The organism is Acidovorax sp. 210-6 (assembly GCF_010020825.1).
GTDB lineage: Bacteria > Pseudomonadota > Gammaproteobacteria > Burkholderiales > Burkholderiaceae_C > Simplicispira > Simplicispira sedimenti.
In genome coordinates this window covers 2,895,643-2,919,418 of record NZ_JAACJE010000001.1, presented here as the reverse complement: position 1 = coordinate 2,919,418, position 23,776 = coordinate 2,895,643, and the positions used below count along the sequence as shown (strand labels likewise).

At 62.6% G+C, this 23,776-nt stretch carries 20 protein-coding genes and 1 pseudogene; 6 read left to right on the top strand and 15 right to left on the bottom strand.

What is annotated here, in order from left to right:
• Nucleotides 1–7: 7 nt before the first annotated feature.
• Genes GWK50_RS13550 through GWK50_RS13505 form a run of 10 tightly spaced genes read right to left on the bottom strand, consistent with a single transcriptional unit; the run spans nucleotide 8 to nucleotide 10,460 of the window.
• On the bottom strand, nucleotides 8–1,198 hold the full coding sequence (locus tag GWK50_RS13550; RefSeq protein ID WP_162016932.1) for an ABC transporter substrate-binding protein: 1,191 nt from the start codon (nucleotides 1,196–1,198) through the stop codon (nucleotides 8–10).
• A 55-nt stretch (nucleotides 1,199–1,253) separates the two neighbouring features.
• A complete protein-coding gene (locus tag GWK50_RS13545; protein ID WP_016452535.1) occupies nucleotides 1,254–1,862 on the bottom strand; it encodes a 2-hydroxychromene-2-carboxylate isomerase in 609 nt (202 codons plus the stop codon).
• Nucleotides 1,859–2,590, bottom strand: a complete 732-nt coding sequence (locus GWK50_RS13540; RefSeq protein ID WP_162016931.1) for a glutathione binding-like protein — start codon at nucleotides 2,588–2,590, stop codon at nucleotides 1,859–1,861. The genes GWK50_RS13545 and GWK50_RS13540 overlap by 4 nt, the downstream gene beginning before the upstream one ends.
• Before the next feature lie 58 nt (nucleotides 2,591–2,648).
• Nucleotides 2,649–3,431, bottom strand: a complete 783-nt coding sequence (locus GWK50_RS13535; protein WP_108500010.1) for an SDR family NAD(P)-dependent oxidoreductase — start codon at nucleotides 3,429–3,431, stop codon at nucleotides 2,649–2,651.
• A gap of 30 nt (nucleotides 3,432–3,461) precedes the next feature.
• Nucleotides 3,462–4,262 carry an enoyl-CoA hydratase-related protein gene (locus GWK50_RS13530; protein WP_108500011.1) on the bottom strand — a complete coding sequence of 267 codons (801 nt, stop codon included), beginning with the start codon at nucleotides 4,260–4,262 and terminating at the stop codon, nucleotides 3,462–3,464.
• A complete protein-coding gene (locus tag GWK50_RS13525) occupies nucleotides 4,259–5,440 on the bottom strand; it encodes a thiolase family protein (RefSeq protein WP_042919595.1) in 1,182 nt (393 codons plus the stop codon). The genes GWK50_RS13530 and GWK50_RS13525 overlap by 4 nt, the downstream gene beginning before the upstream one ends.
• 42 nt (nucleotides 5,441–5,482) lie before the next feature.
• Complete coding sequence (locus tag GWK50_RS13520) at nucleotides 5,483–7,150, bottom strand: long-chain fatty acid--CoA ligase (protein ID WP_162016930.1); 1,668 nt, start codon at nucleotides 7,148–7,150, stop codon at nucleotides 5,483–5,485.
• On the bottom strand, nucleotides 7,147–8,220 hold the full coding sequence (locus GWK50_RS13515) for a CaiB/BaiF CoA-transferase family protein (protein ID WP_108498580.1): 1,074 nt from the start codon (nucleotides 8,218–8,220) through the stop codon (nucleotides 7,147–7,149). Before GWK50_RS13515 ends, GWK50_RS13520 begins: the two co-directional genes overlap by 4 nt.
• Nucleotides 8,217–9,362, bottom strand: a complete 1,146-nt coding sequence (locus GWK50_RS13510; RefSeq protein WP_162016929.1) for an acyl-CoA dehydrogenase family protein — start codon at nucleotides 9,360–9,362, stop codon at nucleotides 8,217–8,219. Before GWK50_RS13510 ends, GWK50_RS13515 begins: the two co-directional genes overlap by 4 nt.
• A 54-nt stretch (nucleotides 9,363–9,416) precedes the next feature.
• A complete protein-coding gene (locus GWK50_RS13505; RefSeq protein ID WP_242455375.1) occupies nucleotides 9,417–10,460 on the bottom strand; it encodes a helix-turn-helix domain-containing protein in 1,044 nt (347 codons plus the stop codon).
• A gap of 264 nt (nucleotides 10,461–10,724) precedes the next feature.
• On the opposite strand from GWK50_RS13505, the gene GWK50_RS13500 reads away from it, so the two are divergent.
• Nucleotides 10,725–11,495 (top strand): SDR family oxidoreductase, encoded by a 771-nt coding sequence (locus GWK50_RS13500; RefSeq protein ID WP_108500051.1) that lies wholly within the window; start codon nucleotides 10,725–10,727, stop codon nucleotides 11,493–11,495.
• Nucleotides 11,496–11,566: 71 nt separating this feature from the next.
• Here the strand turns inward: GWK50_RS13500 and GWK50_RS13495 are convergent, their stop codons facing one another.
• The 3 genes from GWK50_RS13495 to GWK50_RS13485 form a co-directional block, all read right to left on the bottom strand.
• Nucleotides 11,567–12,970, bottom strand: a complete 1,404-nt coding sequence (locus GWK50_RS13495; protein WP_108500050.1) for an aldehyde dehydrogenase family protein — start codon at nucleotides 12,968–12,970, stop codon at nucleotides 11,567–11,569.
• Nucleotides 12,971–13,324: 354 nt separating this feature from the next.
• Nucleotides 13,325–14,296, bottom strand: a complete 972-nt coding sequence (locus GWK50_RS13490; protein WP_108497097.1) for a nitronate monooxygenase family protein — start codon at nucleotides 14,294–14,296, stop codon at nucleotides 13,325–13,327.
• A gap of 198 nt (nucleotides 14,297–14,494) precedes the next feature.
• A complete protein-coding gene (locus GWK50_RS13485; RefSeq protein WP_108497098.1) occupies nucleotides 14,495–15,277 on the bottom strand; it encodes an enoyl-CoA hydratase/isomerase family protein in 783 nt (260 codons plus the stop codon).
• Nucleotides 15,278–15,621: 344 nt separating this feature from the next.
• Here GWK50_RS13485 and GWK50_RS13480 point away from each other — a divergent pair, with 344 nt between their 5' ends.
• Nucleotides 15,622–16,305, top strand: coding sequence for a TetR/AcrR family transcriptional regulator (locus GWK50_RS13480; RefSeq protein WP_108497099.1), 684 nt, complete (start codon nucleotides 15,622–15,624; stop codon nucleotides 16,303–16,305).
• Between the two features lie 306 nt (nucleotides 16,306–16,611).
• On the opposite strand, the gene GWK50_RS13475 is transcribed toward GWK50_RS13480, so the two are convergent.
• Complete coding sequence (locus tag GWK50_RS13475) at nucleotides 16,612–16,842, bottom strand: hypothetical protein (RefSeq protein ID WP_162016928.1); 231 nt, start codon at nucleotides 16,840–16,842, stop codon at nucleotides 16,612–16,614.
• 220 nt (nucleotides 16,843–17,062) lie between these two features.
• Here GWK50_RS13475 and GWK50_RS13470 point away from each other — a divergent pair.
• The 4 genes and pseudogenes from GWK50_RS13470 (at nucleotide 17,063) to GWK50_RS13455 (ending at nucleotide 22,332) form a co-directional block, all read left to right on the top strand.
• Nucleotides 17,063–18,623: pseudogene (locus GWK50_RS13470) on the top strand (long-chain-fatty-acid--CoA ligase).
• Between the two features lie 638 nt (nucleotides 18,624–19,261).
• Complete coding sequence (locus GWK50_RS13465) at nucleotides 19,262–20,131, top strand: NmrA family NAD(P)-binding protein (protein ID WP_108497101.1); 870 nt, start codon at nucleotides 19,262–19,264, stop codon at nucleotides 20,129–20,131.
• Nucleotides 20,132–20,244: 113 nt separating this feature from the next.
• A complete protein-coding gene (locus tag GWK50_RS13460; RefSeq protein ID WP_108497102.1) occupies nucleotides 20,245–21,279 on the top strand; it encodes a zinc-binding dehydrogenase in 1,035 nt (344 codons plus the stop codon).
• 456 nt (nucleotides 21,280–21,735) lie between these two features.
• Complete coding sequence (locus tag GWK50_RS13455) at nucleotides 21,736–22,332, top strand: TetR/AcrR family transcriptional regulator (RefSeq protein WP_108497103.1); 597 nt, start codon at nucleotides 21,736–21,738, stop codon at nucleotides 22,330–22,332.
• Between the two features lie 159 nt (nucleotides 22,333–22,491).
• On the opposite strand, the gene GWK50_RS13450 is transcribed toward GWK50_RS13455, so the two are convergent.
• A complete protein-coding gene (locus GWK50_RS13450; protein ID WP_162016927.1) occupies nucleotides 22,492–23,532 on the bottom strand; it encodes an AraC family transcriptional regulator in 1,041 nt (346 codons plus the stop codon).
• Nucleotides 23,533–23,776: the final 244 nt, after the last annotated feature.

Genomic DNA, 23,776 nt, shown 5'->3' with positions numbered 1-23,776 from the left:
CGCCCCGTCAGGACGGCATCACCTTCCAGCTCGTGCCGTCGAACTGCTGGATGCGCATGTCCGGTATCGGGTGAGGGCGAGCATCGCTGGTCTTGATGCGCAGGCCCGGCAACATCATGGGCAGCTCCATGTCCAGGCGGCGCGTCTGGCGCATGATGTTCTCGCGCGAGAGGTCGTTGCCGCACTGCTTGAGCAACTGAACCACCGTTTGTCCAACGCTGGCACCGAGCACGGCGAGGTACTCCTTGGCCGCGCCCTTGTTGTACTTGTCCATGAAGGCATTCCAGGCCAAGGTACCAGGGTCGTCCTTCCAGGTCGGATCGCTCGGATCCTTGAGGAAGGCGGCGCTCATGACGCCCTTGACCTTGTCCAGCCCCACCGGGGTCAGCACCGCAGGCACCGAAGATGCGCTCGGGTTGATGTAGATGGCTGGCTTCCAGCCGATGTCATGGGCCTTGCGCAGCGACTGGAGGGTGGCTTTGGGCGAACCCCACGCCACCAGCACGTCCGCGCCCGAGGCCTGCATGGAGACGATCTGCGAGTCCACCGTCGGATCCGACACCTCGTGCGAATCTTCGCGCACGAGCTGCTTCCCGGCAGCGGCCAGGCCCTCCTTCACGCCACGCAGCACATCCTTACCGGCGTCGTCGTTCTGGTAGAACATGGCGATCTTCGCGTTGGGCCGCGTCTGCAGGATGTGCCTGGCCAGGATGCGCCCTTCGTCGGTGTACAGGGGCAGCCAGCCCATGCTCCAGGGGAACTTAGCCGCATCATCCAGCCACGTGGCAGAGCCGGACGAAACGAAGAGTTGCGGTACTTTGGCGTTGTTGAGATAGCTGCGCGACGCCAGCCCAGTGGACGAGCCTATCTGCGCCGCGAGAAAAGCCACCTGATCGCGCTCCACCAGGCGGCGCGATTGCTCCAGGGTTTTCGGCGGGCTGTAGCCATCGTCGGCCAGCACCAGCTTGAGCTGGCGCCCATTCACGCCGCCCTCGGCGTTGACCAGGTCAAACCATGCAGACATGGTCTTGCCGACGACGCCATAGCCTGCGGCCGGGCCGCTGAGCGGCCCGGTCGAGCCGATCTTGATCTCGCGATCCGTCACGCCCGGGGTGCCTGCGCCCTGCGCGCGGACCAGGCCAGAAACGCCGGTCAGCATGGCGCCGGAAAGCATGGTGATGAATTGTCTTTTTTGCATGATGTCTCCTGTGGTGGTGGTGAGATGAATGGATGGGTGAACCCTGCTTGCGGTATCAGGCCGTCTTCCCTTGCAGGCGCAGCACGGCTTCGCGGATCAGCGGCATGCGGTCGTTGCCGAAATACATGTCGGTCTTGTCCACAAAGATGGTCGGCGAGCCAAAGCCGCCGCGCGCGACCACCTCATCGGTGTTGGCCTTGAGCTGATCCTTGATCGCCTGCTCGCCGATGCCTGCAAAGAATGGGGCGGGATCGATGCCAATGCGCTGGCACACATGGGTCAGCACCGAATCCTGCGAGATGTCCTGGTCCTCGCCCCAATAGGCTTCAAATATGGCGCGGGCAAACGGCACCATGTCGTTGCCGAGCCAGACGCAGCCGCGCATCGCCTTCACGCTGTTGACGGGAAACACCGTCGGCGGCATCTTGATCGCAAGCCCCGTCGAGCGGGCCCAATCTGCCAGATCCTTTTTCAGGTAGCGGGCCTTCTGCGGCACCGGCGTCTCGCGCGAGGCGTAGACGGTCGGATTGATTGTGTTGAAGATGCCGCCGACCAGGATGGGCCGCCATGTGACCTCGACGCCCAGTTCGTCGGCGAGCGGCTGGATGTTGTGGAAGGCGAGATAGGTCCAGGGGCTGGAGCAGTCGAAGAAGAATTCGATCATGGTGTTTCTCGCTGGTTGTTGGGCGACATGCGGTGTGCCATCTCCTTGGCCTTCTGGCCGAACATGTTCTTTCTTGCTTCGTCGTCCAGAGGCTCCTTCTCGAATTTGCCGACCGCCAGCCCCGCCTGCACCTGCGGCCGGGCGCGCACGCTGGCGTACCAGCGCTTGACGTGGGGAAAATCGTCGAGCGTGAAGCCTTGCGCCTTGTGGGTCATGGCCCAGGGAAAGCAGGCGATGTCGGCGATGCCGTACTCGGTGCCAGCGACATAGGCGCCGGTCTTGCCGAGCTGGGTATCGAGCACGCGATACAGCCGTGCCGCTTCGTCGCGGTAGCGCTCGATGGCGTAGGCGATCTTTTCTTGTGCATACAGCGCAAAGTGGCCATGCTGGCCGAGCATGGGTCCCAGCCCGCTCACCTGCCACATCACCCATTGCATGGTCTGGGTGAAGCCGCGCAGATCCGTGGGTAGGAACCGGTTGGCTTTACGGGCCAGATAGACCAGGATGGCGCCGGTCTCGAACACCGACAGCGGGCCGCCGCCGTCGAGCGGCGCATGGTCCACGATGGCCGGAATGCGGTTGTTCGGGCTGATCGCCAGGAATTCCGGCCTGAATTGCTCCCCAGCGCGGATGTTGACCGGAATCACCGTATAGGGAAGCTCCAGTTCCTCCAGCAGGATGGAGATCTTCCAGCCATTGGGTGTGGGCGCGTAATGCAGGTCAATCATGGCGAGTGCTCACGACGGCGTGCGACGGCTATCCGCAGCTCTTCAACGGCTCAAGGCGTCAGCGCGGCGCCATGCGGAGGGCGCCATCCACGCGGATGGACTCAGCGTTCATGTAGCCGCAAGTGACCAGGAACTCGACCGCCTGCGCGTACTCGTCGGGCTCGCCCAGCCGCTTGGGGCAGGGCACGGAAGCGGCCAGGGCCTGTTGGACGGGGTCGGGCAGGCTTTTCAGCAGGGGCGTGCCGAACAGCCCCGGCAGGATGGTGTTGACGCGAATGCCTTCGTCCATCAGGTCGCGCGCGATGGGCAGGGTCATGCCCATGACGGCGGCCTTGCTGGCGGCGTAGCTGGCCTGGCCGACCTGGCCATCCACGGCGGCCGCCGAAGCGGTGTTGACCACGACGCCGCGATCACCGTCGGCCAGCGGCGCGAGCGTCAACATGCCCGCGGCTGATTTGGCGATGCAACGGAAGGTGCCCACCAGGTTGATCTGCACGATGCGGTTGAAGCGATCCGTGGGGCTCGGGCGGATTTCGCCGGTCTTCTTGTCGCGGCTGACGGTCTTGGCGGCGTCGGCCGTGCCGGCGCAATTGACCAGGATGCGCTCCTGCCCGATGGCGGCGCGGGCCTTGGCGAAGGCGGCGTCCACCTGCTCCTCGGACGTCACGTCCACGTTGCAGTAAACGCCGCCAAGCTCGTTGGCCAGCGCCTGGCCGACGGCTTCGTTCATGTCGAAGATGGCGACCTTGACGCCATGGCTGGCCAGGCGCCGGGCCGTGGCAGACCCCAGGCCGGAAGCCCCGCCGGTGATGACGGCGGAAATGTCGGAATTGAGTTGCATGGTTTTTCCTTGTGAGGTGACGGACGGGCGCTATTGGCCGGTGAATTGGGGGGTGCGCTTGGCCAGGAATGCGGCTTGCCCTTCCAGGTTGTCGGCGGAACGCAAGGCGACGACGAAATTGCGCTTCTCATGCTCCAGGCCCTGGGCGAGCGGGGTTTCAAAGCTGGCCAGGGCCGCATCCTTGGCCAGCGCCACGGCCAGCGGCGAATTGGCCGCAATCCGGCGGGCCATCGCCAGCGCCGTCGGCAGGGCCTGGCCGTCCGCCGTCACTTCGGCCACGATGCCGACGTCGCAAGCCTTGCGGGCGTCCATGAAATCGCCAGTCAGCAGCAGGGCCATGGCCTTGGACTTGCCGATGGCATGAACCAGGCGCTGGGTGCCGCCCGCACCGGGGATGGCGCCCAGCTTGACTTCCGGCACGCCGAACTTGGCGGACTCGCCGGCGATGGCGATGTCGCAGGCCAGCGCCAGTTCGGTGCCGCCGCCCAGCGCGAGCTTTTCCACCGCCGCGATGACGGGCTTGGGAAAACGCCCCAGCGCCGCAAAGAAGTCCCAGCCCGTCGCCGAGCGGTCGCCCAGCAGCGGCGTGGCGCGCAGCACGTCAAACGCCGTGATGTCGGCACCGGCGCAAAACACGCCCTCGGCGCCGGTGATGACGACGGCCCGCACGGCATCGTCGTCGCGCAGTTGCGCCAACTGTGCGGACAGGCCCGCAAACACCGCGCCGTTCAGGCTGTTCTTCGCGCGCGGGCGGTTGATGGTCAGGGTGACGACGGCGCCTTCGCGGCTGACGAGCACTTCGCTGGTTTCGCTCATGGTGGCCCCGCTCATGCCAGCCGCTCGATGATGGTGGTGTTGGCCGTGCCCGACGCCTCGCAGATGGTCTGCAGGCCATAGCGGGCGCCCCGGCGCTCCAGTTCGTACAACAGGTCGGTGAGCATGCGCGCGCCGGTGGAGCCCAGCGGATGGCCGATGGCCATCGAGCCGCCGTTGACGTTCAGGCGGTCGTCGGGGATGCCGAATTCCTTCTGGAACATCAACGGCACGCCGCCAAAGGCTTCGTTGACCTCGAACAGGTCGATGTCGTTGATGGTGAGGCCCGACTCCTTCAGCGCCTTGCGGGTGGAGTCGAGCACGGCGGTGAATTGGATCACCGGGTCGGCGGCGGCCACTGCCGTGCTGACGAAGCGCGCGCGCGGCTTCAGGCCGTGCTTCTTGGCATAGGCGCGGCTGGCCATCAGCAGCGCGGCGGCACCATCGCTGATCTGCGACGAATTACCGGCAGTGGTGGCGCCGTCGGCGGCAAACACGGCTTTCAGCGTGGCCAGCTTCTCGGGGTCGGAGTTGGGGCGCACGCCCTCGTCGGCGGCGACGACGGGGCTGTTCGGGTCGGCCGGATCCTCAGTCAGATGCACCAGTTGATCCTTGATGCGACCGGCCTGAATCGCCTCGGCGGCGCGTTTGTGGCTGCGCACGGCGGAGGCATCCAGGGTCTCGCGCGTGAGGCCGAAGCGCGTGTTCAGCAACTCCGACGACACGCCTTGCGGTATCAGCGGGTTGTCCTGGTAGCGCGCCAGTTCGCGCGGGCTGTATTGCGAGCCCAGCGGCGCGCCGGGCTTGAACGACGGCGGCAGCGGCGCCTGCGACATCGACTCCACCCCGCCGCCAATGGCCAACTGGTAGGCACCGGCCTGGATGCCATGTGCTGCAAAGCTCACCGCCTGCTGGCCGGAGCCGCATTGCCGGTCCACCGTCACCGCCGGGACGGATTCGGGCAGCCCCGCCGCCAGCACGGCATGGCGGGCCAGGTTGCCGTGCTGCTGATCCCACTGCAGCACGCAGCCGACGATCACGTCGTCCAGGTCTGCCGGGTTCACGCCGGATTGCTCGACCAGTTGGCGCAGCGTCTCGGCCATCAGATCGACGGGATGCCATTTGTGCAAGCGCCCGCCGCGCTTGCCCACGGGGGTGCGCAGCGCGCCGACGATTACGGGTTCATGGTCGTTCATGGGGTTCTCCAGGGTAGAAAGTGGGTGTCGCGCACAGTGGTGTCACTCGGCGTAGCGGTCTGCCTGCTCGGCGCGGATGCGCTTCTTGTCGATCTTGCCGACGCTGGTCTTGGGGATGGTCTCGACGAACAGGATCTGATCCGGCAACTGCCACTTTGCGAAGGCGCTGGTCAGGTGTTCCTGCAATTGCTCCTGGGTCGCCTGCTGGCCGGGCCTCAGCACCACCAGGGCCAGCGGCCGTTCCTGCCACTTCGGATGCGGAACCCCGACCACCGCGGCGTCGCGCACGGCCGGGTGGCCCATGAGCAGGTTTTCCATGTCGATGGAAGAGATCCATTCGCCGCCGCTCTTGATTACGTCCTTGATGCGGTCGGTGACCTTGAGGTAGCCGTTCTCGTCCACCGTGCCCACATCGCCCGAGCGCCACCAGCCGCCTTCCAGGAAGCGGTCGCCGGAATCGGGCATGTCGTGGTAGCTGGCCGTGATCCAGGGGCCGCGCACGCAGATCTCGCCCGCCGACTTTCCGTCGTGCGGCAAGTCCTTGTCGTCGGCATCGACGATGCGGATGTCCACCCCGGTCAGCACCAGGCCCTGCTTGCGCTTGAGGTTCCAGCGCTCTTCCTCGGTCAGGCGCTTCCTGAGCGTGGACTTGAGGCGGTTCATCGTCACCAGCGTCGTGGCTTCGGTGGCGCCGTAGCCATGCACCACCTCGGCGCCGGTGAGTTCATAGAAGCCGATCATCATCGACAGCGGCGGCTCGCTCGCGCCGGACAGCATGCGCATGCGGCTGAAGTCCGGCTTGACCGGCATCGTCTCGATGTACTGCAGCATGGGCTGGAAGATGGCCGGTGCGCCGTTGGTGACCGTCACGCCCTCGGCGATCATGGCATCCACCAACGGCTTGGTGTCTTCGGCGGCGTAGCGGCCCGGCAGCACGATCTTGTCGCCCAGCAGCGTGGCGGCCTGCGGCAGGCCCCAGCATTGCCCGTGGAACATGGGGGTGATGAGCATGACGCAGTCGTCCAGCGTCATGCCCAGGTTGGTGGCCATGCCCGTGGAGTGCATGTAGATGCCGCGGTGCGAGTAGTACACGCCCTTGGGCCGGCCCGTGGTGCCAGTGGTATAGCAAGCGCTGTAGGCCGAGGTTTCGTCGATCTCGGGCCAGTCGATCTTCGTGTCGGCGGCGGCCAGCAGGTCTTCGTAGTGCAGCAGCGGCTTGAGCGTGGTCTTGATCTGATCCAGCGGCTTGTCGGTCATGACGATCCAGCCCTTGATCTGGGGCGAATTCGCTGCAATGGATTCGGCAATGGGCAGCAATGTCTCGTCCACGCACACGTAGGACACCTGGCTGTGGCCGACCACGTAGCCCAGGTCTTCGGCGCCCAGGCGCAGGTTCATCTGCAACATGACGGCACCCAGGCCGGGGATGGACCAGTACAGCTCGAAATGGCGCCGGCTGTTCCAGTCCAGGATGCCGACGCGGTCGCCGGGCCCGACACCGAGCGCGCGCAGGGCATTGGCGCTGCGGCAGACGCGGGCGTAGCAGTCGGCATAGGTGTAGCGGTCCCAGCCGCCATCGGGTGTGCGGTAGACGATCTCCTGGTCCCCGTGGGTGCGCGCGGCGTGCCGGATCAGCGTGGTGGTGTTGAGCTGGCGCTCGTTGCCGGTGGTGGACGGGCAGCCGCGGACGATGTGGGTGTTAGCAGTCATTTCTTTGTCTCCTGGGTGGTGGTTGCGTTGAGTGCCTGGAACCGTGGGGCCGGGGCCGCTTCGATGGCGCCGGAAGGGGTGGTCTGGTAGATGCCCCGTGCCGCGTTGTGCGGATGCCGCGCCGCCTCGGCGAGGCTGAGCACGGGTGCGAAGCAGGCGTCGCTGCCTTCGAGCAATGCGCACCAGTGCGCCCTGGGCTGGCTGCGGATGAGGGCTGCGATGCGCGCCTTGAGCGCTGGCCAGGTCGCCGTGTCGTACTGGTCGGCGGGGTTCACGTCCGTCAGGCCCAGCCTGGACAGCAGCAGTGCGTGGAAAGGCGGCTCGATCGCGCCGAGGCTGATGAAGCCGCCGTCGGCGCAGGCGTACACGTCGTAGAACGGCGAATCGTGGAACGGGCTGGGCTGTGCGCCGTCGATCTGCCCGTTGGCGCGAATCCAATGAACCAGCGTGCCCAGCATGGCCACGATGTCGATGATGGCGGCGTCCACGACCCGGCCACGACCAGTGGCCCGTGCATCGACCAGCGCGCAGGCGATGCCAAAAGCCATGCCCAGCGCCCCGGCACCGTCCCCGAGTACCGAGGGCGGCACGATGGGCGCTTGCCCCCTGTGCGCCGACAGCGACAGCAGGCCCGTCAGCGCCACGTAGTTCAGGTCATGGCCGGCGGCCTGGGCAAGCGGGCCGTCCTGGCCCCAGCCCGTCATGCGGCCATAGACCAGCCGGGGGTTGAGCGCCGCGCATTCGGCGGGGTCGAAGCCCAGCCGCTCCATCACACCGGGGCGAAAGCCCTCGATCAAAACGTCGGACTGTGCGATCAGATCCAGGGCGCGCGCCTTGCCGCCGGGCGACTTCAGGTCGGTGATCTCGACCGTCTTGCCCCGGTGCAGCGGGTTGGCCGCCGCCCCGCCCAGCGACTGCGCCCCGGCGGCCTGCTCGGCCCGCGCCAGCGCCGTCACCTCGGCGCCCATGTCGGCCAGCATCATGGCGGCCAACGGGCCTGGACCGATGCCCTCGAACTCCACCACACGGACGCCGTGCAGCGGCCTTTGCAGCGTGTGCGCAGCGTTCACAGCTTCCTCGCGATCAGTTCTTTCATGACCTCGTTCGCGCCGCCGTAGATCTTCTGCACGCGCGAGGCGGCGTACATGCGCGCGATCGGGTACTCGGCCATGAAGCCATAGCCGCCGAACAACTGCAGGCATTCATCGGTCACGCGGCACTGCTGCTCGGTACACCACCACTTGGCCATGTACGCGGCCTCGTCGTCCAGCGTGCCGTCCAGCAGCCGCTGGGTGCAGTCGTTGACGAAGGTGCGCACCACGTGGGCGATGGTGGCCAGCTCGGCCAGCTTGTGGCGCGTGGTCTGCATGTCGAACAGCGGCGCGCCGAAAATCTTGCGCTCCTTGGTGTATTCAATGGTCAGCTCCAGCGCCCGGTCGATGACGGCTGCGGCCGGCACGGCGATGGACATGCGCTCGTAGGGCAACTGGCCCATCAACTGCTTGAAGCCATGCCCTTCGACGCCGCCCAGCAGTTGATCGGCCGGCACGCGCACCCCGTCGAAGAACAGTTCCGCCGTGTCCGACGCGGGCATGCCGATCTTTTCGAGCAGGCGGCCCACGCGGAATCCGGGCAGGTTTTCTGTCTCCAGCACGATCAGCGACAGCCCCCGGCTGCCTGCCTCGCCGGTGCGCGCGACCACGATCAGCAGATTGCAGGTAAAGCCGTTGGTGATGAAGGTCTTGGCGCCGTCGATCACATAGTGGTCGCCATCGCGGCGTGCGCGGGTGGATATGGCTTTCAAGTCCGTGCCGCAGCCCGGCTCGGTCATCGCAATGCCGACCAGCATCTCGCCGCTGCCCAGCTTGGGCAGCCAGCGCTGCTTTTGCGCCTCGGTGCCGAAGTCCATGATGTAGTGCGAGGCGATGCTGTGCACCGTGACGTTGTTCGGCATCTCGGCCCGGGTCAGTTCGTCCTGCACCACCAGTTGGTAGGCGAGGCTGGCCCCGGCGCCGCCGTATTCCTCGGGCAGCTCGGGCAGCATGAAACCCATTTCGCCGAAGGGCCGCCAGACCTCGCGCGGGATGTAGCCCTGTTCGCGCCAGACGGGCAGGTGCGGAGCCATCTCGGCGGCGATGTAGCGGCGAACCTGGTCACGAAAGGTCTCGATGTCGCTGTCCATCCAGGGTTGGCGGTGCAGTTGCGGCAGCATGGGGGCGTTCCTCGGAAAGTGGGTGCTGTGAAGGTGAAGGGTGGAAGACTTGGCCTATCGTCGGCATTCAGCCCATGCACGTCTTGCCCGCCAGCGCATGGCGAGTGACTTTGCGTGCACAAGGGAAAACCCGGCTGGCCGGGCCTGGCCCATGGCCGGGCCATGGACTCCCATCCCGCGCGCATCGCTGGGCGGCATCCCAAAGCGTTGCTTGAATGCGCGGCAAAAGTGGCTGGTGGAGTTGAAGCCCCAGTGGAAGGCGATCTGCGAGATTTGCTGGTGCCTGCAGGCCGGGTCAATCAGTGCCCGCCAGCACGCCTGCAACCGGCTTTCCAGGATGTGGCCGACCACCGTGGTGTCGCCCTGCGCAAACAGCGCGTGCAGGTAGCGCCGCGAAATGCCGAGCGCGGCGGCGATGCGTGCCGGGCTCAGGTCATCCTCGTGCAAATGCTGGGCGATGTAGGCCAGCGCCCGTTCGCGCAACGCGGCCATGGCCGTGAACCGGGTGGCGCTCTCCGGCTCTGGCAACGCAAGATCCAGCAGCCCTATCACCGTGCGGCACAGGGCAAGGTGTGCAGAGGGCGGCATGGCGCCAAGCTCCTTGGCCAGCCCCATCAGGTGCTGGCTCAACAGCGCCCCCACGCCTGTGCGGCTATCCATGCGGCAGGCTGTCGGCGGCTGCTTGCGCCTCGGCAGCTGCTCGCGCATGAGCTGCCAGGGAATCATCAGCGACACGCTGTGGGTGCGCTCCAGCACCTCATGGTCCTGCCGCTGGTCGGTGCGCCAGAGGAACATTTCGCCCTCGCAAACCGGTGCATCCCACTGCTGCAACTGCACCCGGCCGCTCAGGTTCAGCTGCAGCCCCAGGCAGAGCACCTCATCGAATGGCGAATGTCCAGACAGAAGCTGGCCGACGCCGGGTTCGGTCACGGTATGCACAAGGAAAGCCCCGGCGAATTCGTGCCGTTGCAGCGTCGCCTGGACTGCGGCAGGCTTTGCCGGGGAAGAAAGATCCCAGTGCTGGAAGCGGCCTTCAAGGACCGTTTCCATCACATCTACATGGCCGATGGACAACTCCATGGCGGACTGTTGCAGCATTTGTTGTCTCCAGAACTTGCCCCTCAACGCCTTGGCCCATCGGGCCGGAGCGTCGGCACCGTGGCGTGCTTTTGTGCGACGCTCCGGGTGCCTCAAGGGATGCAGGCGATCGTAGGAAACGGTGTTTGGTGCGGCAATGACGGATCGTCTCTATCGGCTGACAAGAAGCCTCTTTTGACGGATGCAGGCAGGCGGCATCCCCATAGCCGGAGGGCCCTGCGCTAACCTCGCGACATCGATGGTGAACGCTGAAGAGGAGACGCTATGGATCTGGGTGCAATGCTGGCCAGCAAGCAGGTGCTGGTCACGGGGGCCTCGTCGGGCCTGGGCGAAAACTTTGCCCGGCTGGCCGCCGGTTGCAAGGCCAAGGTGGTGATCGCGGCGCGGCGCAAGGCCCGGCTCGACAAGCTCGCGCTGGAACTCGAAAAACTCGGTGCGCTGCAAGTCACGGTGCTGGAAATGGATGTGGCTTCCGAGCAGTCCATCGACGGCGCCTTTGCCGAACTGGACGCCTTGGGCGTCACGCTCGACGTGGTGGTCAACAACGCCGGGGCTGCCAACGACGGCCTGTCGCTCACGCTGCCTGCCGCCGACTTCGATGCGCTGATGGCGACCAACGTGCGCGGCGTGTGGCTGGTGGCCGCGCGTGCCGCGCAGCGCTGGGTGGATGCCGGGCGGGGCGGCTCCATCATCAACATCGCATCCATCCTGGGCGAGCGCGTGATGCCGGGCGCCATGCTGTATGCCACGTCCAAGGCCGCAGTGGTACACATGACCAAGAGCCTGGCGCTCGAATGGGCGCGCCACGGCATCCGTGTCAATGCCATCGAGCCGGGCTACATCAGCACCGAGATGACCGACGCCATGTGGGACACCGCCTATGGCAAGGCGCTCATCCAGCGCGTCCCGATGCGCCGCCTGGGCAAACCGGAAGAGCTGAACGGCCTGTTCCTGCTGCTCGCGACCGAGGCCGGGTCGTGGATGACCGGCGCCTGCGTGCCGGTGGACGGCGGGCATTTGTGCTCATCGCTTTGAGGGCGGCGGGCCAAAGTAGCGCTGCGTCCTGGGGATTCGTAGAGAGAATCCCCAGGTTCAACCCATGAAAATCAGCGGGCTTCGTTGATGATATGAAGCTGCGTGAATTCCAGCAATCCTTCCTCGGCCAGCTCTCCGCCCATTCCAGATTGTTTGGCGCCGCAAACGGGAATTGCGGGGCCAATATCAAGATGCTTGTTGATCCAGGTCGTGCCTGAATACATCCGCAACGCAATCTCGCGCGCTTTTTCTCTATCCGCTCCCCAGACGGAACCGCCCAAACCCCAGGGAGAATCGTTTGCGCTGGTCAGTGCTTCTTCAGGGTCGGAATATTTGATGACAGGCAAGACCGGTCCGAACTGCTCTTCCTGAACCAGGCGCGAGCTATTCTTAATATCGGCCACAATGGTTGGACGGATGAAGAATCCGGCTTGGCCCTCGGCTTCGCCGCCTGCCACGATACGGCCATCCTTCCTGGCTATTTCCAGGAATTCCTTGAGCTTTGCATATTGCATGCGGTTTTGTATGGGCCCCATCGTGGTGCCCTGGTCCAATCCGTTGCCGACCACCACCTGTTTTGCCAGGGCTGCGAGGCGGTCAACCACATCGTCATAAATTGATTCATGCACATAAGCGCGTTTGACCGCGATGCAGACCTGCCCGGCATTCAAAAAGGCCCCATTGAAGATGCCTTGGGCAACGCTGGCCGGGTCAGCGCCCGGCAGGACGATGGCGGCATCATTCCCACCCAGCTCCAGGGTCAGGCGCTTGAGGGAGGTTGCGGCGGATGCCATCACTTTCTTCCCAGTGGCGGATGAGCCTGTGAACGAGATCTTCGCCACGTCCGGGTGCTGGGTCAGATAGCCGCCCAGGTCATTCTGGTCGGTGACGACGTTGACCACGCCCGCCGGGAAAATGCCGGCCATGATCTCGCCAATCTTCAAGGTGGCCAAAGGCGTGGTGGGGGCTGGCTTGATAATGATCGTGTTGCCAGCCAGCAGGGCGGCGGGCAATTTGAATGCCATCAGCAGCAGTGGGAAATTCCAGGGAATGATGGCGCCCACCACACCCAGCGGTAGCCGGTGCTGCTCAACGCGCATGGTCTCGTTGTCTTCAAGAATCTTGACCGGCAGTTCCTGGCTGGCAATGCCACGGATGAATAGAGCCGTCCATAAAACCTCGGTCGTGGCTTCGCCGAGCGGTTTACCTTGCTCCTGGGTCAGCACGCGCGCCAAATCGTTTTGTTGCGCATCCATCGCGTCAGCGAGTTTCAGCAACATTTCCCTGCGCTGCGCGATGGGGCGGCGAGACCAGGCTGGAAAGGCGGCTTTTGCCGCTTGAATGGCGGCCTCCATTTGCGCCTCGTCGGCGCGGGGGCACAGGGCCAGTACCGTTTCGGTTGCGGGGTTGATGACTTCCATGGTGGAAGCGCCATCGACCAGTTCACCGTTGATGAGCAGCTTGTAATTCGCCATATTTGTCTCCTGTTGTTGCAGTGTTGTGCGGAATATGGAATGCATGCGTATTCAGCACAGAAATGCTACAACCCGGTCTCCAACGGGACAATGACGGAACGTCTCGCTGGGCTGGCAAAAGACCTCAATTTCCTGGCGTTGCCAAATGCTCTTGAATTCATAGCATTCAGCCAAGGTGGAATAAAGGCGGGAGGCAGATTGGGTTACGCTTAGGCAGTTCAGGACTCTTTCGCGGGAGGGTTGTTGAGCGGAAAAATGGGTGCCACCCTCTATCGATCAGAAGGTCAAGCATGACTCATTCGAGTCTTTGACCCAACAAGGTCTTCGTGAATGACTTCGGCGTTGTACAGTGACTCAGGCGACCCGTCGGTCGAGGCGCTGTTGGGCCGCAAGGTACTGATCGGCAAAGCGCTGGATCAACTCGCCTGCCGACGGGATGTCGTGCAGCACACCGATGCCCTGACCGCAGCCCCAGACGTCCTTCCATGCCTTGACTTTGGGACCGCCTTCCGGGCCGCCGAAATCCATGTCGGAAGGGTGAGCACTTGGCATGTTCTGCGGATCCATGCCGGCGGCGACGATGGACGGGCCAAGGTAGTTACCCCAAACGCCCGTGAAGAAGTCGGTGTAGACGATGTCTTCAGCACTGCCTTCGATGACTGCCTTCTTGTACTCGGGCTGCGCATGGGCTTCCTGCGTCGCAATGAACGCCGAACCGATATAGGCAAAGTCGGCACCCATGGCTTCGGCTGCGAGGATGGAGGAGCCGTGGGCAATGGAGCCCGATAGCGCGATCGGACCATCGAACCAGGCGCGTGTCTCCTGAACCAAGGCGAAGGGCGACTGGCGACCAGCGTGGCCACCCGCGCCCGTGGCCACCAGAACCAGGCCGTCGGCGCCTTTTTCAATCGCTTTACGGGCAAACTTCTGGTTGATCACGTCGTGCATCACCAAGCCCCCGTAGGAATGCACCGCGTCGTTGACCGTAGTCTGCGCACCCATCGAGGTGATCACCAGCGGCACCTTGTATTTGACGCACAGCTCCATGTCCTGGTGCAAGCGCTCGTTGGTCTTATGCACGATCTGGTTGACTGCAAAGGGCGCTGAAGGCTGCTCGGGATGCAGGCGGTCGTATTCGGCCAACTCGGTGGTGATGCGGTTCAGCCACTCGTCCAGTACATGCGCGGGACGCGCATTGAGCGCGGGGAAGGATCCGATGATGCCAGCCTTGCACTGGGCAATGACCAGTTCGGGATAGGACACGATGAACATCGGCGATGCGATCACTGGTAGGCGCAAACGCGCCTTGAGTTGCTGCAGATTCATTTTGGTTTAGCTTGAAGTAAGAGGGGATGGAGTAGTCGTTTCTATGGCCCGTGCTTGAACGGGGCAGTCATGAGCCAATCGGGTCAATGCAGCGCGGAAAGGAACAGTCCGAATAACTGGTACCAGCCGATAGGCGTCGAATAAAAGACATTGAAGTGCCTCGTATCTACGGTGCATGTTCATGACTAGGCTGCGGGGTCACTTGCCGGTGAACCGGGGCGGACGTTTCGCCTCGAAAGCCTGCAGTCCCTCCCGGAAGTCGGAACTGAGGGTGTGAACCTCGGAGGCCAGCGATTCAAGGCGAAGTGCCGTGTCCTCGGGCTGGTCGAGTCCATCATCTATCAGCGCCTTCATGCGACGCAGGCCCAGTGGACTCTTGGTGGCTATCAAGTCCGCGACTTCTTGGGTTGTCGCTTCCAGTTGCGCATCGTCCACGACCCGGTTGACCAAACCGGCCTCCCGCATTTCCTCGGCCGTCACGAACTCGCCGGTGTAAAGGAGATATTTCGCGCGTGTGAGGCCAATGGTTCGGGGGAGGCGAACCGACGCGCCGCCACCGGGAAGTAGGCCGTAGTTGGCGTGCGCGTCGCCAATCCTCGCGCTGCGGGCTGCAATGACCAAGTCGCAGCACAGCACAAGCTCAAGGCCGCCGGCAAGAGTCAATCCGTTGAGCGCGGCGATGATGGGCTTGGGGAATCGATCCAAGCGATTCGTGGTGCGCTGGACGCTTTCCAGAAACCCACTAGTGCCGCGATCGCCCAGTTGGTCGTTGATGTACTTGAGGTCGGCACCTGCGCAGAAGGCACGACCGGTGCCAGTGAGCACTACCGTCATGACATCAGCTTGTTCAAGTGCTTCGTCCAGCGCCTTGTCGACAGCTTTTAGCACTGACGGCGAGAGCGAGTTCATTGCCTCCGGTCGGTTCAATCGGATCCACAGAGACCGATTCCGCACTTCGGAAACCACCACTGGATCTGGCATCTCTCTCCTTCACAGGCATTTCTTTGCAACCCTCGGATTCTTCTTCTCGATGTCCAGGGTGAGAACTGGTAATTTCCCTTACTGGACGGAAAAAGAGTTGACTCTAAAGTAAAATAGAATCGATGGCGGTAGCTGGTTCGAGCTGACGGGCTGCAATGTCATGGCTCGCGAGGCTTGGATCTGATCAAGCAAACTCACCCGATGGGTGAGAAGGAAGAGGCAGTACGCTGAAGGAGCCTGGTGATGAGGGTGCGGGTGCGGCGAAGTGTTCGCGTCTTGCCCTCTTGCTATCATGCCCCTTTAAGTAACTTTGCCCTTTCCGCAAGGCAAAAAAACCAATCTTTATGAGTCAGTCCACCGACGCCGAGCCGAAGTCGCAGACGCGTGTAGGCACCACACGACCCGCCAAAGTCGCTAGGTGGAATAACGCAGTCAGCAGCGCTAACGAGCAGCACAAGCTGAAAAGGCAGGCCGTGATCGCCGAGGCATCGAGGGCCTTTGGCCGCCATGGGTCCCAAAACGTGTCACTTGACGAGATCGCCAAGGCATTGAATGTCAGCAAACCTGCGCTGTACTACTATTTCAAGAACAAGCAGGAGTTGATCTACGAGTGTCATGAACTGGCAATGAAGATTGGCGATCAGGTGCTCAAGGACGCTATCGCCTCGGAGGCTACTGGGTACGGTCGGATCATTGCGTTCATGAAGAACTACATCTCGCACTTGACGGACCAGATGGGGGCTCCGGCGATCTTGCACGATTTCTCTGCGATGACACCTGCAGACCGAAAAAAGATCACACTGAGGCGCCGGAAGTTCGATCTTCAGCTTCGCAAGATTCTTGAGGAGGGGGTGGAAGATGGCTCGATCGTCCCCTGCGATGCTAGATTGGCTGTCTTCTGGTTCATGGGGGCGATCGGTTCCATTTCACAGTGGTACCACGCCGATGGAACACTGACAGGTGATCAAGTTGCAGAAGTGTTCATCAGTCTTCTGGCCAGAGGCATTCGACCCCAGGGAGAAGACTAGTTCTCGCCGTAACGTGGCGTATGTGACTGTCAAGCTTGACTGGTAGTCCAGCCATTGTGTAGACACTTCACTTCATGTCGGCAGCTGAGCTCCATTGCCTGACACGGCTGGCGCGTCGGGCTGTAGCTGCGTTGGCTGCACTCTCGCATCAGGCGGAAGCAAAGGAGCGCGGCACGGGCTCATCTAGTAGAACCAGTTGAGCCAGCGAGTCGGCAGTGGATTGAGCCGCATGACGCTCACGTCGCGACGCAAAGATTCCTGCAGTGCTTGGGATGATGCTCCTTCGGCCGCCGGTCGCATCTGAGGCTATGCATCGCGGCAGCCGTCGTGGACATGTCTGGCCGTTGGCAAAGTCGAGTCGCTCGACAGGCAACTTTTCGTCGGCCAGTCGACCACCAGCCTCCAGGGGATGCGCAACAACAGCTCTGTCAGAAAGTAGGGCCATTGTGCCGTGGGGTCGGTGAAGCGCAGCAACGAACCGAACTGATCGCCGCGCGCCACTTTCTGGCGCGATCCCGGCATCGTCCAAGAACGCATCGACCTTCAATCTTCTCGTTCGCGCGCCTTACAACTTGTTGTCCACAAGGATGATGGAAATCATGAATGGCAAGGCATTCATGGGGGAGGCGGGTGCTGCAAGTTGATGTGAACTGTCAGCCGATAGCCGTGTTTTGCAATCGCTTCGATTGGCGGTAACTACTAGGCTTCTCTCGACAAGAAAAGGCATGAACCATGCTGGCCACCAGGAGACAGATCTATGTACTTGACGCAAGCCCTACACCGTGCAGCGCAGCTGCATCCCAACCGAATCGCCGTTCAATTCGGCGAGCGGCAACATACGTTCCGTGAATTCATCCGTCGCGTCGCACGGCTGGCGGGAGCGTTGCAGCAGATGGGCATGCAAACGGGCGATCGGGTGGCCATGTTGGCACTCAATTCCGATCGCTACCTCGAATACCAGATGGCGGTGCCCTGGGGGGGGCGGCGCGCTCAATCCTTGCAACATACGCTGGTCTGCCGCCGAGATCGCCTATTCGCTCAATGACTCCGGGTCTACCATTTTGCTGGTCGACGACATGTTCGTGCCCATGGTCAAGCAGCTTAGGGCAGAGGCGCTGGTAGTGCGTGACGTAATCTACTGCGGCGAAGGATCGGTGCCTGATGGAATGATGGGCTATGAGCAGTTGCTGGCCCAATCCATGCCCGTGCCCGACGCCGTGCGTCGCGGAGAGGACTTGGCCGGAATTTTCTACACGGGGGGCACGACCGGATTTCCCAAAGGGGTGATGCTGAGTCATACGAACATGTGCAGTTCGGGCTTGGCCGTGCGGGCCGCAGGCATGGCCGACCCAGGAAGCGTCTATCTGCATGCAGCCCCCATGTTCCACTTGGCGGACATGGGGCTGGCCATGGCGCATTGGCTGGAGGGAAACACTCATGTGATCGTGCCCGCTTTCAGTCCGGAGCTTGTGCTGGACACCATCGAGCGCTGTCGCGTCACGCATGCGGTGTTGGTGCCCACCATGATCCAGATGATGGTCGATCATCCGACCATGAAGAAGATGCGTGATCTGAGCTCCTTGAAGTCGGTCACATACGGGGCATCGCCGATTTCGGAGGCCGTTTTGGATCGTGCCATGGAGGCGTTGCCCGGCGTGGGTTTCTCGCAGGCCTACGGTATGACAGAACTCTCTCCCTTGGCCACTATCAATCCGGCTTACTACCACAGCGCTGAGGGGCGCAATCTGGGCAAACTGCGCGCGGCAGGGCGCGCAGGATTTTGTGTCGAATTACGCATTGTGGATGCCGCAGGGACTGAGGTGCCTCGTGGCACGGTGGGGGAGGTGATCGCGCGCGGGCCGAACGTGATGCAGGGATACTGGAACAAGCCCGAAGCCACTGCGCAAGCCTTGCGCGACGGATGGATGCATACCGGCGATGGCGCCTGGATGGACGACGACGGGTTCATCTTCATTGCCGACAGGCTCAAAGATATGATCATCAGTGGCGGTGAGAACATTTTCTCCGCTGAGGTTGAAAACGCATTGGCCCAGCATCCCTGCGTTGCCAGTTGTGCCGTCATCGGCATACCCAGTGATGCATGGGGAGAGTCCGTTCATGCCGTGGTGGTCAACAAGCCGGGGCAATCCATCGAGGCCGAAGAACTGATTGCGCACTGCAAACAGTTGATTGCCCCTTACAAGTGCCCGCGCAGTGTCGAGTTCCGTGATGCGCTGCCTTTGTCGGGCGCTGGGAAGATCCTCAAGACGGCGCTGCGCGAGCCATTCTGGGCGGGGAGCGAGCGCAAGGTCGCGTGAATCGCCGTCCTCGGCCGCATCTCCTCGACCTTTTCTTGGTGCAAACCAAGATGCAAGACTTACTTGTCGCAGCGGCAGTAAACCCGGGGAGTTCAACGCTTGGAATGTCCGTACGGAGCTCGCCGCGTTCTTGCCCACTGCTGAAGCCGCACAGTAGCGCTTTCTTGCGTTCTCACCGATGAAAGGTTGGGGCGCGCTCCATCGGTCGAGTAGCTCGCTGAACTAGACGATCCTCACAACATTCGACGCTTCCCACAGAACGGGAAACCTCGCGTCATCGAAGCGTGCAAGGCGTTCGCGAACGGCTCGGATTCTCGTCCGTCAGCGGATCGATGACATGCCAGTGCAAGCTGCGAAACCAGTGCTCGATGAATCTGAGCGGCAGCATCGCAGTGTCCCGAAGTAGCGACAAATGGTACCGAAGTTGGCGCACGCCACCTTCTCTATGTTGACCGTGAATACAGGAGGCAGCGTCGGTGCATCGTTGCTGCTGACATGAAGTCAGCAAGGGTTTCTACCAGATCATAACAAGAATCTGATTCTGTATTATTTGAAAAATGCACTACCTAGAAGTGCATAGCCTCTGATTGCCGCATCCGGCGGCGACCGTTCACGTAAAGTTCTAAAAGGAGCAAGCAATGATCTGTGTTCTGGGTTCAACTGGCCAGCTTGGCCTCCCCATGACCAAGCAACTCGTGGCTGCCGGACAATCCGTCCGCTGCCTCGCACACACCGAAAAAAGCGCTGAGATCCTGCGGCGTGAAGTTCCCGGAGTGGAAATCGTCGTTGGCGACATGACCAACCGCGAGGATCTTCGCCGAGTCATGACCGGCTGCGATCAACTGTTCATCGTGACTCCGGTGGTGGCCGAGATGGTTGAGTTGCAGAAGCAGATCATCGATGTGGCCAAAGAGACCGGGATTCGCGGCATCACCAAGCTCTCGGGCTACACGGCCGACCACATCGATGAGATCAGCTTGCTGTCTCAGGATCACGGTGCTACCGATCGGTACCTCGCGAAGGTCGGCGTGCCCTACACACTCCTCTACCCATGCACCTTCATGCAGACGCTGATCCTGAAGTTCGGCGAGATGGTCAAGAAGGATTCGAAGATCGTGGCCCCGGTGACCGCGACGAACACCATCGCGTACGTTGACGGGCGTGATGTGATCGACACGGCGGCAGCGGTGCTGATCAAAAACCAGCACAAGAACGAGATCGTTTTCATCACGGGCCCGGCACCGATCTCGTACGGACAGTTCGCTGAGCTGCTCTCGCAGCGACTCGGTCGACCGATCACGTACGTCAAGAACACCTTCGAAGAAGCGGAACAGGATCTGCGCGACGTTGGACTGAACGCTTACGGCGCGAAGGCGCTGCGCGGCCTCTACCAGATGTACGAGCGGGGCGATATGAACGACACCGGCGATGGCGTCGAAAAGATGACCGGTCACCCGCCGCGTTCTATCAATGACTTTCTTGACGATTTCATCGGTTTCTTCAAGTAAGAAGTCCTGGGATTTCAGGCACAAGCACCTTCCCAGTCGGAAAACCATACTGATGAGCACTGGCTGCGCGGCGATCTACCGCGAACCTTGAACACCAAAAGAGGACTATCGCTATGAAAGAAGCATATTTCAAAGAGCTCGGGACACCCGACGTCATCAAGATCCACGAAGTGCCCGATCCGGTACCCGGTCCGGGTGAGGTGCTCGTCCGCACCCATGCGGTGGACATCGGCAGAGCCGACGTCAACTACCGCCGTGGCTTCTACCCCTGGCCGCAGTTCCTGCCCGCCGTTCCTGGCTGGGAAGGCTCTGGCGTCGTGGAGAAGCTGGGCGAGGGCGTCACGAATGTGTCGGTCGGCCAGCCGGTGTACTTGGTGACGATGCTGACCAGCCCTGGTGACGAGGGCCGCGGGTTCGGTCGCGAGAAGCTCGTCGTTCCCGCCCATAAGCTCGTCGTGGTTCCGGAAGGCGTCGATCTCGACGATGCCGCGACGGCTGGTTACTACGCGATGGCTTGGTGCGCGCTCCGCGAGGGCTATGGCGGCAAGCCGCGCGCTGACCAGAAGCACCCCGGTGCGTTGCCCGGAACGCTCCTTCAGATTGGCGCGGCCGGCGCCTTTGGCACCGGCTTCGTCCAGGTCGCCAAAGCGCTCGGCATCACCGTCATCGGTACCGTCAGCGGCGATGAGAAGGCGGAGTTTGCACGGGCTTCGGGTGCGGACCACACCATCAACTACCGCACTGAGGACGTGCATGCCCGGGTGCTGGAGCTGACCAACGGCCGAGGTGTCGACATGATCGTCGATCACATCGGGGGCGACGAATTCGGCAAGTATTTCGAGACTCTCGCGCCTTTCGGGACGATCCTGGTGCTGAACCTGGAGAAGGGTGACGCCGGCGTCGATCTGCTGCAGCCCGTCGTGTACTCGAAGCGGTGGCCTGCCGTGCGCTACTTCGGCGCGATCGGTCTCGGCGAGGTTCCAGACGAGATGAAGGCCCATTCCGAGGCCGTTCTCGACCTCATGGCCAAGGGCAAGCTGCGCCCGCGGATCGGTACGACCTTCCCGCTCGATAAGGTCGTCGAGGCGCAGACGCTGGTTGAGAATGGCACGTTGGGCTACGTCCTGCTGCAGCTCAATCGCGGTTGACGCCAGGCGCTGCCGCCACAGAACGGGGCGAGGGTTTCGGGTAGCCCCCAGAACCCCTCGCCCCGTTTTCATCTCTTCACTCGTGCGAACGGCGGGCTGCTCGCGCGTTCCAGCGAATGAACGGTCATGTACATGAACATGAGCCACCGTGGCCGCCTGGCTCACCTCCATCAGCAGCGACGGGCGGCTCGTGACGGCTTCCATGCGCTGCTGCGGTTGGACGTGCTCAATCTGGCGGGCAAGAGGCCAATGAAATCGAATACCTCCAGGACTTACGCAATAAGCACCTCGTCATTCCCGCGAAGGCGGGAATCCAGTTCTCCGCTTCAGTGCTGCCGCTGGATTCCCGCCTTCGCGGGAATGACGGCTGCGTAAGTCCTGACATCTAAACTCAATGCGCGGCACAATGCTCAGCGTGCCTTTCAAGGTGTCAACAGTGAACAGGATGGGGATTGAATGAATCAGAGTGAGCGCACGGTACCGGACGTTGAAAGTCTTCCCTCCTATCAACAAGAGCGACGCCAGAGGATTGTCGATGTAACGCTAGACCTTCTGTTGAAGAACGCTGGTGCAGTGGAAGTCAGGGATGTGGTGGACGCAGCCGATGTCTCGTTGGCCACTATTTATCGCTATTTCGGCTCTAAAGAAGTGCTCTTCTCCGCCGCATATCTGCATTGGCATTCCGGCTATATCGCAGCGCTCGAGGCAAGCATGAAGAGGGCTCGTACCAATAGCGCCAGGATGAGGGCGGGTATGGGCGTCTTCTGTGACGTGTTTGAACAGGCACCGCATATGTGGGACGCCTATCTGGTCACGCGCGCATTGAAGCAACCCGCAATCCTCACCATGCGGCTTGATTTTGAGCAACGTCTTCGGCAACTTTTCATAGGCGCTTTGCATGGTGTCCCGGAACGGGATGCAGAGGGCATCATCTCCATCCTGACCGCAGTGACTGCATGGAACCTGTCGAGCTGGCGTACCGGGGACATCACCACCCAACAACTTCGAGATGAACTCAACGAGGGCGTTCGCTTGACGATAGAGGGCAGGTAGTGCATGGAGCCTGCCGCATCTGCCAGACCTTGCAGCAAGGTCCTTTCATGGGGTTATTGACGGAGGTTTTTTGGCCAGCAACGGAGTGCCGCGTCGCTTACGGGTGAGTAGTTGCGACTTGCACGGTTCCGTGGCCGTGCCGGAATTGGTCAGATACCTTTATGCAGGGCGCTGTCCGCTGCGCGAGCGGGCACGGTAAGCTCCCGGCGCGCTGCCGGTCCAGACCTTGAATGCGCGCTGGAAGGCGGTGCTGTCGGTGAAGCCCAGGTCGGCTGCGATGGCGACGAGCGAGGTTTCGCTGCTGGTCAGGCGCTCGATCGCCATGTCGCGCCGCAACTGATCCTTGAGCGCCTGGAAGGAAGTGCCCTCGGAGGCCAGGTGCCGCTGCAGCGCGCTCACCGACATGTGAAGGCGCTGCGCGGTGACGGCCAGGTCGGGCCATTCGGGGCTGGCCCGCTGCAGCACCATGCGAACCCGCGCGCTGGCGCTGCGCTCGTTCAGGTACGGCCCCACCACGTTGCCGGGCGTAGCGCGCAGGAAGGACTGCAGCGCGTCCCTATCGCGCCGCACCGGCTGTGTGAAGGCGTCGGCGTCGAACCAGGCGGCGGTGCGCGGCTGTCCAAAGCACAGCGTGCCGGAAAAGATGCGCCCGTAGCTCATCGCATGGAGCGGCGGCGCAAAATTGAAGTCGAATCGCTGCGGCACCAGTCGGCCGCCGTGCAGCCACACCAGGAGGCGCCAGAACACGCGCAGCAGATGTGCGTGCAGGAAGTCGGCATGCGCCCCCTGGCCGCCGCGCATTTCCAGCGCGATGCCCCCCAGCGTGCCCTCGGTCACCGGCACCAGCGCCACGTCGTCCTGCAGCAGGGCGAAGGATTCGCTCAGGCGACGCAGGGCGTATGACAACGAATGGGCAGTGAACGCGCTGCGCACCATGAGCGCGAAGCTGCCCGGGAGCATGGGCCGCCCATGCAGGTAGCCCAGGCACTCGTCGTTCAGGCTGTCCTTGACGGCGATAAACAGCGCGTTGAACTGCTCCACGGTGACGCGCGAATCCTCAAGCTCCAGCAGCGATTCGCTGATGCCTGCGCGCCCCAGCACGCCCTCCAGCCATTCTTGCGTGGCCAGCCCCTTGCCGCGTGCCCCGTCCAGCAGGCCATGCACGGCAAAGATGGGAGCGGTGAAGACGGGTTGCAGCATGGCGTGTGATCGAAGGGGCCAACGCCGGTCGCACGGGCCGAAAGAAGTTATTTATCAGTTGATTGAGGCAATCCGTCATCGCCCTTGCAGGGGCCAATTATTACGATTGTCGCATTCCCCAAACACTTCGGCAGTGGCGCTGTGCGGAACGCCAGGTGCGGGGTCGGAAGCCAACATACAAGGAGACACGCTCATGCTGCCACATCCGGGTAGATGGCGCCATTCGCATGGCACCGCGCTGATC